Source organism: Streptomyces sp. NPDC048504, from assembly GCF_043200035.1.
In the GTDB taxonomy this organism is placed as follows: Bacteria; Actinomycetota; Actinomycetes; order Streptomycetales; family Streptomycetaceae; genus Streptomyces.
This window is the reverse complement of the sequence record NZ_JBICXA010000006.1, coordinates 373,807-390,028: the sequence shown is the minus strand read 5'-3', so window position 1 is coordinate 390,028 and position 16,222 is coordinate 373,807. Positions and strand designations below refer to the sequence as shown.

Genomic DNA, 16,222 nt, shown 5'->3' with positions numbered 1-16,222 from the left:
GAATCCGATGGAATTCAGCGGCTACGCTTCTCAATCATGGAACTGCGTCATCTCCAGCATTTCATCGCCGTGGCCGAGGACCAGCACTTCACCCGTGCGGCCGAGCGCCTGATGGTGTCCCAGTCGGGCCTGTCGGCGTCGATCCGCGCCCTGGAACGGGAGTTGCAGACCCCGCTGTTCGTCCGCACCACCCGCCGGGTCACGCTCACGGAGGCCGGCCGGGCACTGCTCGGCGAGGCTGAGCGCATTCTGGCGCAGGTGCGCTCGGCGCACGAGGCGGTGGCCGCGGTGCAGGGCGTGCTGCGCGGAACCCTCTCCCTGGGGACCGAGCAGTGCATCGCCGGGGTGCATGTGGCCGGGCTGCTCGCCGCGTTCCGGCGCCGCCATCCCGATGTCGAGATCCGGCTACGGCAGGCGGGTTCCGGCGCGCTGGCGGAGGAGGTCGCGGCTGGACGCCTGGACCTGGCGTTCGCCTACCGGACTCAAGCGGACACCGACCAACTGCGCTCCGTATCACTCACGAGCGAGCCGATGACCGTGCTGTGCCATCCCAGCCACCGGCTCGCGGAGACCGGCGCGGCGGTCACCCCGGACGACCTCGGCGGCGAGGTCTTCGTCGACTTCCACCCGGACTGGGCCTCGCGCCGCACCACGGACGCCGTCTTCGCCGCGGCGGGCGTACGGCGGACGGTCGCGCTGGAGGTCAACGACGTGCACAGCCTCCTCGACCTGATCGACGAGAACCTCGGCATCGCGGTGGTCCCCCAGCACTTCCGTCACAAGCGCGAGCCCCTCACCGCGCTCCCCCTCAAGGGAACCGGCGAGGAGGTGTACGAGACGGTGGCCCTGCTGCCCCCTCCGCAGGCCACCAGTCCGGCGGCCCGGGCCCTGATGACCCTGCTCGAAACCGGGACTCCGGCCGCGTGAGCGACGGCGATGCGCGAAGGTGGACGTATGCATGCCAACGACATCCTCATTGACGCGTACGGCCGTATCCAGGAAGAAGTCCACGCCGCCGTCGACGGCCTGACACCGGACCAACTGCACGCCCGCCTCGCCCCCGACGCCAACTCCATCGCCTGGCTGATCTGGCATCTCACCCGCGTCCAGGACGACCACGTCGCCGAAGCCGCAGGCCTCGACCAGGTATGGCTGGCCCATGGCTGGGAGAAGCGCTTCGGCCTCGATCTGCCCGCCAAGGACACCGGGTACGGACACTCCGCCGCGAAGGTCGGCAAGGTGCGCGTCGAGTCGGCCGGACAGCTGACCGGGTACTACGACGCCGTGCACGAGCAGACGCTGGAGTATGTGCGCGGGCTGACGCCGGAGGACTACGAGCGGATCGTGGACGAGCGCTGGGACCCGCCGGTCACCCTGGGCACACGGCTGGTCAGCGTCCTGTCCGACGATCTGGAGCACGTCGGACAGGCCGCGTATGTGCGCGGGCTGCTTCAGAGCGCGGAGGCGTAGCCCGGCAGGACGACGTCCTCGATGAGGGCCTTGCGCTCGTCGTACGGGATGAACGCGCTCTTGAGGGCGTTCACCGTGACGGTGCGCAGGTCCTCGACCGTCCAGCCCGCCTCCTCGACGAGGAGGGACATCTCGCGCGTCATCGTCGTACCGGACACCAGCCGGTTGTCGGTGTTGAGGGTGACGCGGAAGCCGAGGTCCTTCAGGGCGGTGATGGGGTGCTCGGCGATCGAAGTGGCCGCGCCCGTCTGGAGGTTGGAGGTCGGGCACATCTCCAGCGCGATCCGGCGGTCGCGGACCCAGCCGGCCAGGCGGCCGAGCTTGCCGTCGACGATGTCCTCGGTGATGCGGACGCCGTGGCCGATGCGCTGGGCGCCGCACACCTGGAGGGCCTGGTGGATGCTGGGCAGGCCGTGCGCCTCACCGGCGTGGATGGTGAACGGGACGCTCTCGCGGCGCAGGTGCTCGAACGCGGCGAGGTGGTCGGCGGGCGGGAAGCCGTCCTCGGCACCGGCGATGTCGAAGCCGACGACACCCGCGTCCCGGAAGGCCACCGCGAGGTCGGCGGCCTCGCCGACCCGGTCGAACATCCGCATCCCGCACAGCAACGTCCGCACCTGCACCGGCGTCCCCGCTGCCGCGGCCTTCGCCATACCGGCCGCGAGCCCCTCCTGGACGGTCTCGACGACCTCGGCGAGGGTGAGTCCGGCGTTGGTGTTCAGCTCGGGGGCGTAGCGCACCTCGCCGTAGACGACACCGTCGGCGGCCAGGTCGAGGACGTACTCCTCGGCGGTGCGCAGCAGGCCCTCGCGGTTCTGCATCACGGCGAGGGTGTGCTCGAAGGTGGCGATGTAGCGCACCAGATCACCGGAGTTGGCGGCGTCGAAGTACCAGGCGGCGAGCTCGTCCGGGTCGGTGGTGGGCAGTTTGTGCCCGACCGACTCCGCGAGCTCCACCACGGTGGCGGGGCGCAGGCCGCCGTCGAGGTGATCGTGCAGCACGGCCTTGGGGAGCCGGCGGAGGGCGTCGGCGTCTATGCGCGTAGATGACATGTGCGGTGGTTCCTCGGTCGTCGTTCGGTAGCGGGGTGGGTGGTGCGGGAGATCAGGCGGCGGGCTGGAGCAGGTCCCAGCGGTTGCCGTACAGATCCTGGAACACGGCGACGGAACCGTACGGCTCGTGCCGAGGCTCCTCCAGGAACGTCACACCCGCCGCGAGCATGCGGGCGTGCTCGCGGGCGAAGTCGTCGGTGTGGAGAAAGAACCCGACACGGCCACCGGTCTGGTCACCGACCCGGGCTCCCTGATCCTCACCCTTGGCACGGGCGAGCAGCAGACCGGTCCCGGAACCGTCCGCACCGGGCGGCGCCACGACGACCCAGCGGGAGCCGTCGGGACGGGGCGCGTCCTCGACGAGACGGAAGCCGAGGGCTTCGGTGTAGAAGCGGATCGCCTCGTCGTAGTCGTCGACGACGAGGGTGACCAGGGCGATACGGCTCATCGGGGGTCTCCGTGCGGGTTCCTGTGGCGGGATCGACGTGGGATTGACGGGTGAGGTTATACGTAAAACTTCGTCGGCGCCAGTCGGATTCCGCAGGGGTTGGAGAGGGGGTGGGGCGGCGGGGCGAATGGGCAGGTCAGCGGGGTGCTGTCGGGGTGCCGGGTGAACTTGGAGGCGTGCGCGGACACGCGGGTCGACGGGGCATGGCGGATGCCGGGGCTCGGTCGGCCAGGGCCTGTCCAGTGGATCAAGCCGCAGGAAATGACCGGCCTCTCACCTGCGCCGGTGAGCGGGGTGTGGTGCGTGCAGCCGCAAGGCGGAGGAGGAAGTCGACGCGATGAGGGCCCCCCACGCCCCGCGTCCGCGGCATGATCCGCCGGACAGGCCCTGGCTAGCCATGCTGCCCGACATCGGCGGCACGAGAGGCTTCGCCGGTGTCCGTAGACTCATGGCGTGGCATTCATGAGCACCCCGCACTGCTGCTTCCTGTAACCGGAAGGCGTTGAGGGCGAGGCCGGACGGCGTCGCCCTCCTTGGTGTGCCTGCTGCGTGAACCACCTTTCCGGCGCTGCCCGTTCTTGTTCGAGGCAGTGACGTTCCGAGCGCGCGTACAGGCACGGTCTCTTCCCCTCACCCTTGCCAGGAGTGCCTCGTGCCCGTGTCGTTTCCCCCTGCCCTCGCCCTGTCCCTCGACCTGCTGCGCTGCCCGACGTGCCGCACCCGCGGCCTGCGCCCCGACCGCGGCGCGCTGCGCTGTCCGGCAGGCCACACCTTCGACATCGCCCGCCACGGCTACGCCGGACTGTTGACGGGTGCCCGGGCCACCAGTGGCGACGACGCGGCCATGGCGCAGGCGCGGGACCGGTTCCTGTCGACCGGGACGTACGCGCCCATCCGTAGAGCCGTTGCCCGTCTGGCGGCCGACTCCGCGCCTGAGCAGGCCACGGTTGTGGACGTCGGTTGCGGCACGGGCTACTACCTGGCCGGCGTACTCGATCAGTTGCCCGGCGCCCGCGGTCTGGGGATGGACACGTCGGTGTCCGCATTGCGCTCAGCGGCGCGCGCCCATGAACGAGCCGCCGCGGTGGCCTGGGACGTCTTCCGTCCCTTCCCACTGGCCGGCGGAGTGGCCGACGTCGTTCTGGATGTGTTCGCCCCGCGCAACCCGGTCGAGTTCCATCGGGTACTGCGCCCGACCGGCCGGTTGATCGTGGTCCGACCCACCGGGCGGCACCTGGTCGAGTTGCGCGGCCGGATGTCCGCGATGGTCACGATCGACCCGGCCAAGGAACGACGCCTGCACCGGGCGATGGGTCCCTACTTCGAGGCCGCCGTCACCGAACAGGTCCAGTACACCGCGCCCTTGACCAGGCAGGACGCCCTCGACCTGGTGGGAATGACGCCGAGCGCACGCCACGTGAGCCGTGCGGACCTGAACGATGCCGGCCCCTTGCCGGACCACGTCACCGTCTCCGTGCTGGCCACGGCCTACCGGCCTCGGTGACCCGAGCAGGCGCGTGTTCCGGCCCTGGCAGGCGACGCGGAAGCTCCATCCGCGTCCGTCATTGTCAGTGGTCCCGCATACGGTTCTCCGACGGGTCATCAGCGGTCGGGCGCATCCTGCCGGAATGGAGATCACACGTGAGCGATGTTCCGCGGCACGAGACGGGGGACGTACGAAAGGCCTGGGGTCGGGTCACCGCGTGGCTTGAGCGGAACGATCCTGAAGGTCTCGCTGGGCTCGGCGGCCCCGGCAGCCAGGCGGCCATCGGCGAAGCCGAACTGCGCCTGGGGCTGGAGCTGCCGGGAGAGATGCGGCAGTGGCTGCTGACGAACGACATCGACGCCGGCGGACAACCCGACGGTCGATCGTGTCTGGTGGCCCTGGGGTGCGAGATACCCCTACCCGGCGGCCATCTCCTTCTGGGCCTGACGGACATTCAGCGGGTCTACCTCAGCCGGATGGGCTTGGAGGAGATGCAGCCGTCCGCGGACCCCGACTGTCCGTTCTGGCGTCGTGAGTGGGTGCCGATCGCCGCGGAGCGTGACGGTCTCTACGGGACGTTTCTGGACACGCTCAGCGGAACAGTCGGCACGTGGGCTGAAGCACACGGTCCCGAGGAGGGTATGTACGCCTCGTTGTCCGCCTTCTTCCAAGAGACGGCGGACCGGCTGGAAGGGGTCTCCTCGGGAGACTGGAGAGGCCCCGGCAAGTCTGCTCGACTCCGTCAGCTCGATCCCCGTCCGGAGGACGAGCCCGTACGCCTCTGGGCACGCGCCAACGGCTACCTCGTCAATGATCGTGGCCGTATCCCTGCGAGCATCCGCGAGGCCTACGAGGCAGGGTGAGCACCAGGTCCCGCTGTACCGGTCGGTCGGGCACAGCTATGCGCCGGTCGCGGCGACGAGTGCAGTCCGGACCAGGTGCTGGCACGCTGCCGACGGCGATGCCTTCAACTCGCCGGACGTCACGCCTCCCCAGATTCCAGAAGGTCCCGCAGCACCCGCTCGTCGTCAGGACTGAGCTGAGCGACGAACCGGGCCAGCACCGTCTCCCGGTCCCCGTCCCGGTCGAGTTCCGTATGCATACGGCGGGCGGTGAGCCCCTGCGCGTCCTGCACCGGAAAGTAGGCGTACCCCCGCCCCTGGCGCCGGCGCTCCACGACGCCCTTGTCGTGCAGCCGGGTCAGGATCGTCGTCACCGTGGTGCGGGCCAGGCCCGTGTCGAGGCTCAGCTGCACCTCGCCGGGGGTCTGCGGGTGGCCGGCGGCCCAGAGGGCGGCCATGACGGTGGCCTCCAGCTCACCCGCCGGTCGGCGTTCGTCCTTCTCGTCGGCCATGGGAACGATCCTCACCCCGTCTTCGTCTACAGTTCAGTAGACCGTCTACAGAATTGTAGTCACTCGGGTGCCGTCTCGTCACCGCGCCCGTGTGTCCGCTTCCGCCCGCCCATTATGGAAGGACCGTCGACGATGACCGCAGGGCTTCACTCACTCATCCCCTCGCGCGTCTCGACGAGCTTCCACGCGATACCGGCGCTCCGTCTCCGCCCAGGTCCTACGACGGAAGAGCGCCACGATGTGTCCCCACTCCTCCGGGATCCCGGCCAGGTTTCCCTCCGTACCTCGTCTGCTCGCCATGCTCCGCCGCCACCTGGGCCGAGCCGTCGCCGTGACGTACCTCGCCGCGGCGGTGCTGCCAGGACCCGGCCTGTGGCTCCGGCACCCGCATGCGACGGGCATCGCCGAACTGTCCCTGCGGACACCCCAGTTACTCCTCGCCCTGGTCCTGTTCGGCGCCGGACTCCAGGTACCACTGCGTGAACTGCGGTTGCTGCTACGGCGCCCCGCCGCCCTGCTCGCGGGCCTCGCGCTGCACATCCTGGTGCCGCTGCTGATCGTCCCCGGGGTGGCTCTCGCGCTGCGGCTGTCGCCGGACCACGACGGCGGCAGCGGGATGATCGCCGCGATGATCCTCGTCGTCGCCATGCCGGTGGCCGCCGGGGCGACGGTGTGGACCGCGAAGGGGGACGGCGACCAGCCCACAGCCGTCGGCCTGGTACTCGCCTCCACCCTGGTCAGTCCCCTCACCGTCCCGCTCACCCTGGCCGTCCTGTGCCCGCTGCTCCAGGGCGACTACGCGGGCAGACTCGACGTCGCCGCACATTCGGCCGGGGACGCCTTCGCCCTCACCTCGGTCGTCCTGCCCTGCGCGGCGGGCATCGTGTGCCGGCTCCTGCTGCCCCGGCGCGCACGGGACGGACTCATCGGCGTGGCCGTGCCCGCGGCGCTCCCGGGTTCGCTGTTGCTGACGTACGTCAACGCCAGCGGCGTGCTTGGTCCTTTCCTGCGCCATCCGCGCCCGGTGCTCCTGCTGGCCGCGCTCGGCGTGGCCGCGACGGTGTGCGGGCTGTCCTTCACCCTGGGCCGCTTGGCCTCAGGGGTGCTGCGTCTCGACGCCCGGGCCGGTGCCTCGGTGACGCTGGCCTGCGGGATGAACAACAGCAGCGCGAGCGCGGTGCTGATCACGACGACCCTGCCCGACCGCCCGCACATCCTGCTGCCGGTGCTGGCGTACGGGCTGCTGCAGAAGGTGGCCGCCGGACGGGTGGTCCGCACAGGGCAGGAGGCGGACCCGGCGCCGGTCCCCATCCGGCAAGCGAAGTGAGGGGCCGGGACGCCTCCCGAACCCGGCCGTGACAGGCTGGAGATCACGTCGGGACCCGCCCCGACGACGCCCCTACCGAGCATCGCCGTACAGGAGTTGAACGCCATGTCCTCCGAGCTGCCGAAGTCGACCGGAGCCCCGGCCCATCAGAACGTCACCTTCCCCAGCGCCGGGGGCACCGCCCACGGCTATCTCGCGCTGCCGCCGTCCGGGAGCGGACCGGGCGTGATCGTCATCCAGGAGTGGTGGGGCCTGACCGACCACATCGCCGACGTGGCCGACCGGCTCGCCCGGGAGGGCTTCGTCGCGTTCGCCCCCGACCTGTACGGCGGGAACGTGGCGCACGAGAGCGACGAGGCCCTCCGGATGATGCTGGCCCTCCCGGTCGCCCGCGGTGTCGAACTGCTCTCCGGCGCGGTCGACCACCTGCTGTCCCTGCCCGAGGTCACCTCGGACACGGTCGGCGCGGTCGGCTTCTGCATGGGCGGCGGCTTCGTCCTGTACCTCGCCGCGGCCGACCCCCGGGTCAGCGCGGCGGTGCCGTTCTACGGCGTGATCCAGGGCGAACTCCCCGACTTCTCCGGCCTGAAGGCCCAAATCCAGGGCCACTACGGCGAGTTGGACGAGAGCATCCCGGTGGCGAGCCTCGACGCCCTGAGCAAGACCATCCAGGAACAGTCCGGCATCACCCCGGACCTGCGCCTCTACCCGGCCAACCACGCCTTCTTCAACGACGGCCGCCCGGTCTACGACGCCGACTCCGCCACCCGCGCCTGGGCGAGCACGGTGCCGTTCCTGCACGAGCAGCTGGGCTGACGCTCACGCGCCCTCGGGCCAAGGTCCTACGCCCCTGGCCCGAGGTGCCGCGCGGGCCCCGCCGGTAGCGTCCCGGGCATGACGATCACCGTGCCGCCCCGCGGCCCCGAAGAGCGCAGGCGTGACGTACTGGCCAGGCTGGAGCGGGAGTCGGACATCTGGGTGGCGTCGGCCGACGCGGAGGGGCTGCCGTGTCTGGTGCCGCTGTGGTTCGTCTGGGACGGGCAGGCGGTGTGGCTGTCCACCCGGGCCACGAATCCCACGGGCCGCAATCTCACCGACGGGCGGCGGACGCGGCTCGCCTTCGCGGACACCCGGGACGTCGTGCTCATCGACGGTGAGGCGACGGCCTTCACCGCCCAGGACGTCCCGACTGCAGCGGTCGAGTCCTTCCGCGCGAAGTACGGCTGGGATCCCCGCGAGGACCGCGGGCCCTACTCCTTCTTCCGGGTACGGCCCGTCGCCGTCCAGGCGTGGCACGAGGTGCGTGAGCTGCCCCAGCGCCATCTGATGCGGGACGGCGCCTGGGTGGCCTGAGCCCCGTCGACCGTCAACCGGCCTTCCTGTGCAGCTCGTTGAGGCGGGCCAGTTCGTCCTCGGTCAGCCGGATCGCGCCCGTGGCCACGTTCTCGGTGAGGTGGTCGGGGTTGCCCGTGCCGGGGATGGCCAGGACGTGCGGGCCCTGCGCGAGGGACCAGGCGAGGCGGATCTGGGCGGGGCTCACGCCGTGGGCGTTCGCGATCGCCAGAACCTCGTCGCCGTGGGCGGCGGTCGCGCCCTGTGGCCCGGCGTCGCCCGCGATGGCGAAGAACGGGACGAAGGCGATGCCCTGTTCCCCGCAGATCCGCAGCATGTCGTCGGTCTCGGGGCTGGACGAGTCGAGCCCGAACCGGTTCTGCACGCTCACCACCGGTGCGATCTCCTGTGCCTCGGCGAGGTGCCGGGGCTCGACGTCGGAGATCGCGAGGTGCCGGACCAGGCCCTCCTCGCGGAGTTCGGCGAGGGCACCGAAGTACTCGGCGATCGAGTCCTGCCCCATCCGGCGGAGGTAGACCACGTCGAGGTGGTCGCGCCCCAACTGCCGCAGGTTCTCCTCGACATGGCCGCGCAGGTCGTCGGGGCGGGCCGAAGTGCTCCACTCCCCCGCGTAGTTCCGGAAGGGGCCGACTTTGGTGGCGATCACGAGGTCGTCCGCGTAGGGGGCGAGTGCGGAGTTGATGAGTTCGTTGGCGGACCGCAGGGACGAGAAGTAGAAGGCGGCCGTGTCGATGTGGTTCACACCCAGCTCGATCGCCCTGCGCAGCACGGCGATCGACCGGTCGCGGTCGCTCGGTGTGCCGAGGTTGAAGGCTGCGCTGCCCGTCAGCCGCATCGCGCCGAAGCCGATGCGGTTGACGGTCAGGTCGCCGAGTGTCCAGGTGCCCGCGGCGGCCGCGGTGATCTTCTCCGAAGTCATCAGCGGAGTTTCGCACACACCCGCCGCGCGCCCGCCATCGCTTTACGGATACGTGTACGTGTTCAGGGAGTTGACCGCGGAGGCCGGGTCACCGAGGTCGTAGCGGTCCACGGCAAGGAAGTTGGGCTTCTTGCGGGCGGCCGGCTGGCAGAACCGCTGGGCCCGGTCGAGGACCTTGGTGTTGTCGGTCTGCGCCGTCCCGGCGATCGTCGCGTCGCGGAAGTGGTTCATGACGAACAGCGGGCGGAACCCCGCATACGTCTGCGTCAGCGGGACGTTGAGGTCGCTGCCGTACCAGCGGCTGTAGCAGGACCAGTCGGAGGAGCTCGCGCCGGAACCCATCGACCAGTAGTTCTCGACGGTCCACTCGCGCTGGTACATCACGCCGAAGCTGTCCCGGGTCAGTCCGGCGGACTCGTCGGAGGCACGGCTGTGGTCGGTGAAGATCAGCAGGCGGTGGTTGGCGGCGATCAGGTCGGCCATCTTCGGCCAGCCGTTCTGCCGTACGCCGGTCTGGTCGGGGCGGTACAGCACGTCGTACAGGCCGTTGACGCGGGCGAGTTCGCCGCGCAGGACGGCCGGGTCGACGTAGTCCTCCAGGAAGACGGTGACGAACTGGTCGGGGTGCGCCTTGAGGAAGTCGACCATGCGCTGGAGGTCGACGTTCAGGGCGACCGGGCTGCTGACCAGGGTGCAGCTGTCGTGGCAGAGGATCGCCCCGTCGGAGGTCTGGTGGATGTCCAGCATGAACCCCCGTACGCCGTCGGAGAGTTGCTGGTTGATGCCGCGTGACTGGTTCGGGAAGAAGTTCACGAAGGGCGGGGCGAAACCGCCGTCGACCCCGTTGGCGTAGGCGTTGTGCGCGGTGAGGAACGTGACCTGGTCCAGGGTGCGCTGGTCCTGGGCGGGCATCGGGTTGGTGGGCGAGGTGATCGGCGTGAGGTACCAGGAGGCGAGGCCACCGGAGGAACCGATGGCCAGCTGGGCCGGGTAGTTGGCGCCGGAGGGCTTGGCGCCGACGGTCAAGTAGCTGTCCGCGCCCGGGACTTTGAGCGTGTACTGGTCGCCGCCGGTCGGGGTGATCTGCCAGGCCGCGTCGGCGCTCGTGCAGGCGACGGTCTTCGCCTGGCTGCCCGAGCGGCCCAGACAGCTGCCGGCCGTGTCGGTGCTCTCCAGGACGTACGAGGATCCGCTCGTCCGGAGGTTCCACTGCTGGTGGTCCTCGTTGCCCTTGGGGTTGTGCTGCTCCACCGCTCCCCCCTTGTCGGCCGCGTTGAGCCCGGTCGTGGCGCTCTGGACGTAGTACGTGCCCGGAGCGGGGACCGCGTCGGCGGCTCCGGCCGGTGGGGCGACGATCGCCGCCGACAGCGCGGCGGTGATGGCGAGCAGGGCGTGGGGGGTTCGCATGGGTGCCCTTCGGTTGAGTATGGTCAGGCTCATGACACCGAAAAGGTGATCGGCCACACCCAAGCGCCTGTGGTCTGAACCAGTCAAGAGGAGTGACCCGTCGGCGGAGTGAACGGCGAAGGACGGGACACGATCACCCCGATTTCCTCAACTCCCGCCAGGCCAGGTGGTGATCGAGGAGAGTCTCCTCCAACGGCCGGTACTCGATGCCCAGTTCCGCCACGCCACGCCGGTTGTCGACCGTGAACCTGATCCCGAGGTGCTTGCGGATGTAGTCCTGGGTGAGCCCGAACGCCGGGCCCAGGACGCGCACCGGCCAGTGCGGGAGGCTGTGCCGGGGCAGCCGGTAGTCGCGTGGGAGGCGTTGCCGCAGGGCGCGTGACATGTCGAGGAAGGACGCCATCCGGGCCGCCGCGACGATGTAACGGCCGTGCGCGTCAGGGTTCTCCGCCGCCGCGATGTGCGCGCCCGCGACGTCCCGCACATCGGCGACGGTGAAGCTGAAATCGGGTGCCCCGTAGAAGAAGTAGCCCTTGAACAGCTCGTCGAGGAGGAACAGACTGCCGGAGTCGGAAGCAGGGGTGAGTGAAGGACCCAGGATCAGGCCGGGGTTGACGGAGACCATGCGCCAACGGCTCTGCGCCTGTTCCGCGTCCCAGGCGGCGCGTTCGGCGACCGTCTTGGCGTAGTGGTAGGGGTTGTTCTCGACCGTGCTGGTGGTGTTGAAGTAGTCCTCGGAGAGGGTCTCGTCCTTCATGTTCAGTACGTCGACATAGTCGCCGAAGATCGCGCCGACCGTCGAGGTGAACACCAACTTCTCGACCGCGGGCGTGCGTTCGATGCCGGCGAGGACGTTCCGGGTGCCGGTGAGCGCGGGCTCGACGACGTCCTTCTGGCCGTCCTTGATCTTCTCCGGCATCAGGAACGGCGAGGCCACGTGGAACACCACCCGGCAGCCGTCCATCGCCGCGTCGAAGGAACCCGCCGCCAGCAGATCGGCCTCGAACAGCCCCAGTGCGCCCGGGAATTGGTCTCCCATGGCCCGCAGCGGCGCGATCTTCGCCTCGTTGCCGAGGGACCGCACGGTGGTGTGCACCCGGTAGCCGCGCTCCAGCAACTGCCGGACCAGATGGCTGCCGACGAATCCGCTGCCGCCGGTCACCAACACCGTCTCGCCGCCGACACTCATCCCTGGCTCCGATCACCGTGGCGTCCAGCGCGCACGCTACAACGGTGATCGGTGTCAGGTCAGCTCTTCGGTCGCTACAGCTCTCAACTCCCGGCCCCTGTATAGGCGGCCGTGGTCCGGTCGGCCGCCCCGCGGGCCACCGACTCGTCCTCGCCGCCCGCCACGTTCGCCGCGAACCACGCCTCGCTGCTCGCCGTGACGAAGCGGCGGCCTTCCTCGGACACCAGCCAGGCCATGGCGTCCTCGGGCTTCACGGAAGCGTTGCCCGACAGGTTGCCGTCGAGCCCCAGAAGGATCGAGTCCCAGCCGACGCCCACCGCGCCGGGTCCGAACTCGGCCCACTTCGTGTCGTCGACATGGGCGATGTGCTCCAACTCGAAGCGCGTTCCGTCGCCCTCGGGCGTCAACTTCAGCTCGATCCAGCTCACTTCGCCGCCGAACTCCCAGGTCGCGAAGAAGCTGTTGGGCGGGTCGCAGCGCTCGACGGTGCCGCCCGCGTTGCCCTGCAGCTGGTACTTCCCGCCCGGCCGCAGTTCACCGGTGACCGGCAGGAACCAGCGCGGGATGCGCTCGGGGTTGGTGCAGGCGTCCCAGACGTCCTCGACCGGTGAGTCGTAGGACTGGCCGACGGTCACCACGCGGGCCTCGCCGGCCTTGAAGACGCGCCGACCGACCTTGCGGCTCACGGAGTTGATCTGATGGGTGACGTCGATCATGGGGTGCTCCTCGACTCGTCGGGGCTGTCGTCGTCGGACTCGCGGAGCCGGCGCTCGCGCTTGCCCCGTGCCAACTCGGTGGCCAGGGCGTCCAGATGAGGGGTCCAGTAGCGGCGGAACCGGTCGAGCCAGGCGTCGATGTCCCGCAGCGGCCCGGAGTCGACCGCGTACAGGCGCCGGGTGCCGTCCGGCCGTACCGTCGCGAAACCGTTCTCCCGCAGCACCTTCAGATGCTGGGAGACCGCGGGCTGCGTTATCCCGAACTCGCGCCGGACGACATCGCTGACCGTGCCGGCGGGCTGCTCGCCCTCGGCGAGCAGCTCCAGGATGCGGCGGCGCACGGGGTCTCCGAGCACATCGAAAGCGTGCATGAGCCCAAAAGTATCACCGGTCGCTTATATAAGCGACCGGTGATAGAGGAGGGTGCCCGTCAGACGAGCGGCTTCTCCAGCAGCGCCTTGCGGTGGCTGAACGTCTCGATGGAGTAGCGGCCGTGGTAGTTGCCCATGCCGCTCTCGCCCACGCCGCCGAAGGGCAGGTCGGAGACGGTGAGGTGGGCGAGCGGGAGGCCGTAGCCGATGGCGCCGGAGGAGGTCTCGGCGGCGATCCGGGCACGGGTGTCGCCTGAGTCCGTGAAGACGTACAGGGCGAGGGGCTTGTCGCGGTCGGTGATGAACGCGATCGCCGCGTCGAGGTCGGGGACGGTGACGATCGGCAGGATCGGGCCGAAGATCTCCTCCGCCATGACGGGCGCCTTCGGGTCCACGTCGGCGAGGACGGTCGGCGCGATGTACTTGTCACCGCGGTCGCTGCGTCCGCCGACGACGACCCGGCCGGAGTCGAGCAGTCCGGCGAGCCGGTCGAAGTGGCGTTCGTTGACGATACGGCCGTACTCGCCGGAGGTCTGCGGGTCGGCGCCGTAGACCTTCTCGACCGCGGTCACCAGCAGAGGTTCCAGCGCGGCGGCGGTCTCCGGGTCGGTCAGGACGTAGTCGGGGGCGACGCAGGTCTGGCCGGCGTTGAGGAACTTGCCGCGCGCCAACCGGTCGGCGACGACAGCGAGATCGGCGTCGCGGTCGACGAACGCCGGTGATTTTCCGCCGAGTTCGAGGGCGACCGGGGTCAAGTGCTCGGCGGCGGCGCGCAGGACGATGCGGCCGACGGCGCCGTTGCCGGTGTAGAAGATGTGGTCGAAGCGCTCGGCGAGCAGGGCCGTGGTCTCGGGGATGCCGCCTTCCACGACGGCGACCGCGTCGGTGTCGAGGTAGGCGGGCAGCAGCCGGGCGATGGCGGCGGAGGTGGCGGGTGCCATCTCGCTGGGCTTGACGACCACCGCGTCACCGGAGGCGAGCGCGCCGACGACCGGGGTCAGCAGCAGCTGGAGCGGATAGTTCCAGGGGGCGATCACGAGGACGACGCCGAGCGGGTCGTACTGCGTCCAGGCGGTGGCGTCCGTGCCGAGGTGGGCCGGTACGGGGGCGGACTCGGGGCGGAGCCATTCCTCAAGGTGGTCGAGGGTGTGGTCGATCTCGCGGATCGTGAAGCCGATCTCGGTGCGCTGGGACTCGGCGGCGCTCTTGCCGAGGTCGGCGTGGAGGGCGGCTGCGAGGTCGTCGCCGTGCTCCGTGAGCAGGTCGCGCAGGCGGCGCAGCTGGGTGGTGCGCCACTCGACGGGCTTGGTGCGGCCTGTACGGAAGGTGGCGCGCAGCCGCGCGACGATGTCGGCGGGCTGCTCGGGGCTGGACTGGTTCACGGTGCCTCGCTGCTGGTGCGTGGGGGTTCTCGACGGTCAGGTGTATATAGCAACCATTCTTGCACCGGGAAAAATTCCGGTGCGGCCATGGTCACCCTCCGCCCCGCGGCTGTCACTTGCGGACGAGTTCCCGGCGTCGGCGTTCCAGATAGCCACGCTCGGCCGCGCTTCCGGTGCGGGCGATGGCCGCCCCGTACGCCTCGACGGCCTCGGTGTCGCGGCCCAGCCGGCGCAGCAGATCGGCGCGGACGGCGTGCAGGACGTGGTACTCGCCGAGGTCCAGCGCGTCCACGAGGTCGAGGGCCCCCCGCGCACCGTCGACCTCGGCGACGGCGACGGCCCGGTTCAGGGCGACGACCGGGCTCGGGGCGACGGCCATCAGCTGGTCGTACAGCTGGAGGATCTGTCCCCAGTCCGTCGCGTCCGCGGTCGGGGCGTCGCTGTGCACGGCGTTGATCGCGGCCTGGATCTGGTACGGCCCCGGGTTGTTCAGCCGCAGGCACCGCCGTACGAGTGACTGGCCGTCGGCGATCAGCTCGCCGTCCCACCGCTCGCGGTCCTGCTCGGGCAGCGGTACCAGCTCACCGTCCGCGCCCTCCCGCGCGGCCCGGCGCGACTCGATGAGCAGCATCAGGGCGAGCAGGCCGGTGACCTCGGGCTCGTCCGGCATGAGTTCGGACAGGAGGCAGCCGAGGCGCAGGGCTTCGGCGCACAGTTCGGGCGAGTCCGTGTAGCCCTCGTTGAAGATCAGGTAGACGACGGCCAGCACGCCTCCCAGCCGGTCGGGGAGGTCGGCGTCGCGGGGCACGCGGTACGGGATCCGCGCGTCGCGGATCTTGGCCTTGGCGCGGACGAGGCGTTGGGCCATCGTCGGTTCGGGCACCAGGAAGGCGCGGGCGATCCGGGCGGTGGTGAGGCCACCGAGCAGGCGCAGGGTGAGCGCGACCTGGGCCTGGGTGGCGAGCGCGGGGTGGCAGCAGGTGAAGATCAGACGGAGCCGGTCGTCGCGCACGGGTCCCTCCTCGGCGGGCGCGTCGGACGCGTACAGCAGGGCGGCCTCGGTGTGACGGACCTCCCGGGACGACTCGCGGCGCAACCGGTCGACCGCGCGGTTGCGGGCGGTCGTGATGATCCACCCGGCGGGGCTCGGCGGCACGCCGGTCTCCGGCCACTTCCGCACGGCCGTGGTGAAGGCGTCCTGGACCGCTTCCTCGGCGAGGTCGATGTCACCGAGGAAGCGGACCAGGACCGAGACCGCCCGCCCGTACTCGGCACGGAAGACGGCCTCGATGTCGGTGTCGAACGGCATCAGTCCTCGGCCGTGTTCATGAAGGGGCGCACCTCGACGGGCAGAGTGGTGGCCCAGGTCGCCCGCTTCCCCCACTCCAGTGCCGCGTCCAGATCGGCCGCCTTGATCAGGCAGAGCCCGCCCAGATACTCCTTGCCCTCGGCGTACGGCCCGTCGGTGATCAGCACGTCGCCGTCCTTGGGACGCAGCACGGTGGCCGTCTCCGGCCCGTGCAGGCCACCGGCGAAGACCCAGGCACCGGCGGCCTCCAGTTCGTCGTGGAAGATCTCCAGCTTGCGGCCGATCTCCGCCATCTCCTCGGGCGAGGGCATCTGTCCGTCGGTCGGGGTGATCACGCTGAGCAGGTAGTGCTGCATGACGTCCTCCAGGGCGTAGGGGGTTCTCTCACCTCCTACACGAACGCCATGGTGCCGGATCGACACCTCGCCTCAGTAGGTGA

General features: G+C 70.3%; 17 protein-coding genes and 1 pseudogene. 7 read left to right on the top strand and 11 right to left on the bottom strand.

Annotated elements, in window-relative coordinates:
* Positions 1 to 36 precede the first annotated feature (36 nt).
* Both ACGFY9_RS17815 and ACGFY9_RS17810 read left to right on the top strand, forming a co-directional pair.
* A complete protein-coding gene (locus tag ACGFY9_RS17815; RefSeq protein ID WP_393755093.1) occupies positions 37 to 927 on the top strand; it encodes a LysR substrate-binding domain-containing protein in 891 nt (296 codons plus the stop codon).
* 27 nt (positions 928 to 954) lie between these two features.
* Positions 955 to 1,470, top strand: coding sequence for a DinB family protein (locus ACGFY9_RS17810; RefSeq protein ID WP_393755091.1), 516 nt, complete (start codon positions 955 to 957; stop codon positions 1,468 to 1,470).
* Here the strand turns inward: ACGFY9_RS17810 and ACGFY9_RS17805 are convergent.
* Positions 1,452 to 2,522 carry an adenosine deaminase gene (locus tag ACGFY9_RS17805; RefSeq protein ID WP_393755089.1) on the bottom strand — a complete coding sequence of 357 codons (1,071 nt, stop codon included), beginning with the start codon at positions 2,520 to 2,522 and terminating at the stop codon, positions 1,452 to 1,454. The genes ACGFY9_RS17810 and ACGFY9_RS17805 overlap by 19 nt on opposite strands.
* Before the next feature lie 52 nt (positions 2,523 to 2,574).
* Positions 2,575 to 2,970 (bottom strand): VOC family protein, encoded by a 396-nt coding sequence (locus tag ACGFY9_RS17800; protein ID WP_393755087.1) that lies wholly within the window; start codon positions 2,968 to 2,970, stop codon positions 2,575 to 2,577.
* 652 nt (positions 2,971 to 3,622) lie between these two features.
* Between ACGFY9_RS17800 and ACGFY9_RS17795 the strand changes: the two genes are divergently transcribed.
* Together ACGFY9_RS17795 and ACGFY9_RS17790 are read left to right on the top strand one after the other, a co-directional pair.
* Positions 3,623 to 4,474: a putative RNA methyltransferase gene (locus ACGFY9_RS17795; RefSeq protein WP_393755085.1), complete on the top strand. Its 852-nt coding sequence runs from the start codon at positions 3,623 to 3,625 to the stop codon at positions 4,472 to 4,474.
* Positions 4,475 to 4,611: 137 nt separating this feature from the next.
* Positions 4,612 to 5,319 (top strand): histone-like nucleoid-structuring protein Lsr2, encoded by a 708-nt coding sequence (locus ACGFY9_RS17790; protein WP_393755083.1) that lies wholly within the window; start codon positions 4,612 to 4,614, stop codon positions 5,317 to 5,319.
* A 119-nt stretch (positions 5,320 to 5,438) separates the two neighbouring features.
* Here ACGFY9_RS17790 and ACGFY9_RS17785 read toward each other — a convergent pair whose 3' ends face one another.
* Entirely contained in the window at positions 5,439 to 5,810 is a 372-nt protein-coding gene (locus ACGFY9_RS17785; protein ID WP_393755081.1) for a BlaI/MecI/CopY family transcriptional regulator, read from the bottom strand.
* Between the two features lie 298 nt (positions 5,811 to 6,108).
* On the opposite strand from ACGFY9_RS17785, the gene ACGFY9_RS17780 reads away from it, so the two are divergent.
* From ACGFY9_RS17780 to ACGFY9_RS17770, 3 genes are all read left to right on the top strand, one after another.
* A complete protein-coding gene (locus ACGFY9_RS17780) occupies positions 6,109 to 7,137 on the top strand; it encodes a sodium-dependent transporter (protein WP_393755079.1) in 1,029 nt (342 codons plus the stop codon).
* A gap of 105 nt (positions 7,138 to 7,242) precedes the next feature.
* Positions 7,243 to 7,953, top strand: coding sequence for a dienelactone hydrolase family protein (locus tag ACGFY9_RS17775; RefSeq protein ID WP_393755078.1), 711 nt, complete (start codon positions 7,243 to 7,245; stop codon positions 7,951 to 7,953).
* Between the two features lie 78 nt (positions 7,954 to 8,031).
* On the top strand, positions 8,032 to 8,490 hold the full coding sequence (locus ACGFY9_RS17770) for a pyridoxamine 5'-phosphate oxidase family protein (protein WP_393755076.1): 459 nt from the start codon (positions 8,032 to 8,034) through the stop codon (positions 8,488 to 8,490).
* A gap of 13 nt (positions 8,491 to 8,503) precedes the next feature.
* On the opposite strand, the gene ACGFY9_RS17765 is transcribed toward ACGFY9_RS17770, so the two are convergent.
* The 8 genes and pseudogenes from ACGFY9_RS17765 to ACGFY9_RS17730 form a co-directional block, all read right to left on the bottom strand.
* Entirely contained in the window at positions 8,504 to 9,409 is a 906-nt protein-coding gene (locus ACGFY9_RS17765) for an aldo/keto reductase (RefSeq protein ID WP_393755075.1), read from the bottom strand.
* A 42-nt stretch (positions 9,410 to 9,451) separates the two neighbouring features.
* Complete coding sequence (locus ACGFY9_RS17760; RefSeq protein WP_393755073.1) at positions 9,452 to 10,816, bottom strand: RICIN domain-containing protein; 1,365 nt, start codon at positions 10,814 to 10,816, stop codon at positions 9,452 to 9,454.
* A 133-nt stretch (positions 10,817 to 10,949) separates the two neighbouring features.
* Positions 10,950 to 12,005 carry an NAD-dependent epimerase/dehydratase family protein gene (locus tag ACGFY9_RS17755; protein WP_393755072.1) on the bottom strand — a complete coding sequence of 352 codons (1,056 nt, stop codon included), beginning with the start codon at positions 12,003 to 12,005 and terminating at the stop codon, positions 10,950 to 10,952.
* Positions 12,006 to 12,088: 83 nt separating this feature from the next.
* Positions 12,089 to 12,721: an SRPBCC family protein gene (locus tag ACGFY9_RS17750; RefSeq protein ID WP_393755070.1), complete on the bottom strand. Its 633-nt coding sequence runs from the start codon at positions 12,719 to 12,721 to the stop codon at positions 12,089 to 12,091.
* Positions 12,718 to 13,092, bottom strand: a complete 375-nt coding sequence (locus ACGFY9_RS17745; RefSeq protein ID WP_393755069.1) for an ArsR/SmtB family transcription factor — start codon at positions 13,090 to 13,092, stop codon at positions 12,718 to 12,720. The genes ACGFY9_RS17750 and ACGFY9_RS17745 overlap by 4 nt, the downstream gene beginning before the upstream one ends.
* A 59-nt stretch (positions 13,093 to 13,151) precedes the next feature.
* Positions 13,152 to 14,483 (bottom strand): annotated as a pseudogene (locus tag ACGFY9_RS17740) (aldehyde dehydrogenase family protein); the annotation flags it as partial.
* A gap of 103 nt (positions 14,484 to 14,586) precedes the next feature.
* The gene (locus tag ACGFY9_RS17735) at positions 14,587 to 15,783 is read right to left on the bottom strand and encodes an RNA polymerase sigma factor (protein WP_393755067.1); all 1,197 of its coding nucleotides are present in this window, start codon (positions 15,781 to 15,783) and stop codon (positions 14,587 to 14,589) included.
* Complete coding sequence (locus ACGFY9_RS17730; protein WP_393755065.1) at positions 15,783 to 16,139, bottom strand: YciI family protein; 357 nt, start codon at positions 16,137 to 16,139, stop codon at positions 15,783 to 15,785. Before ACGFY9_RS17730 ends, ACGFY9_RS17735 begins: the two co-directional genes overlap by 1 nt.
* Positions 16,140 to 16,222 lie beyond the last annotated feature (83 nt).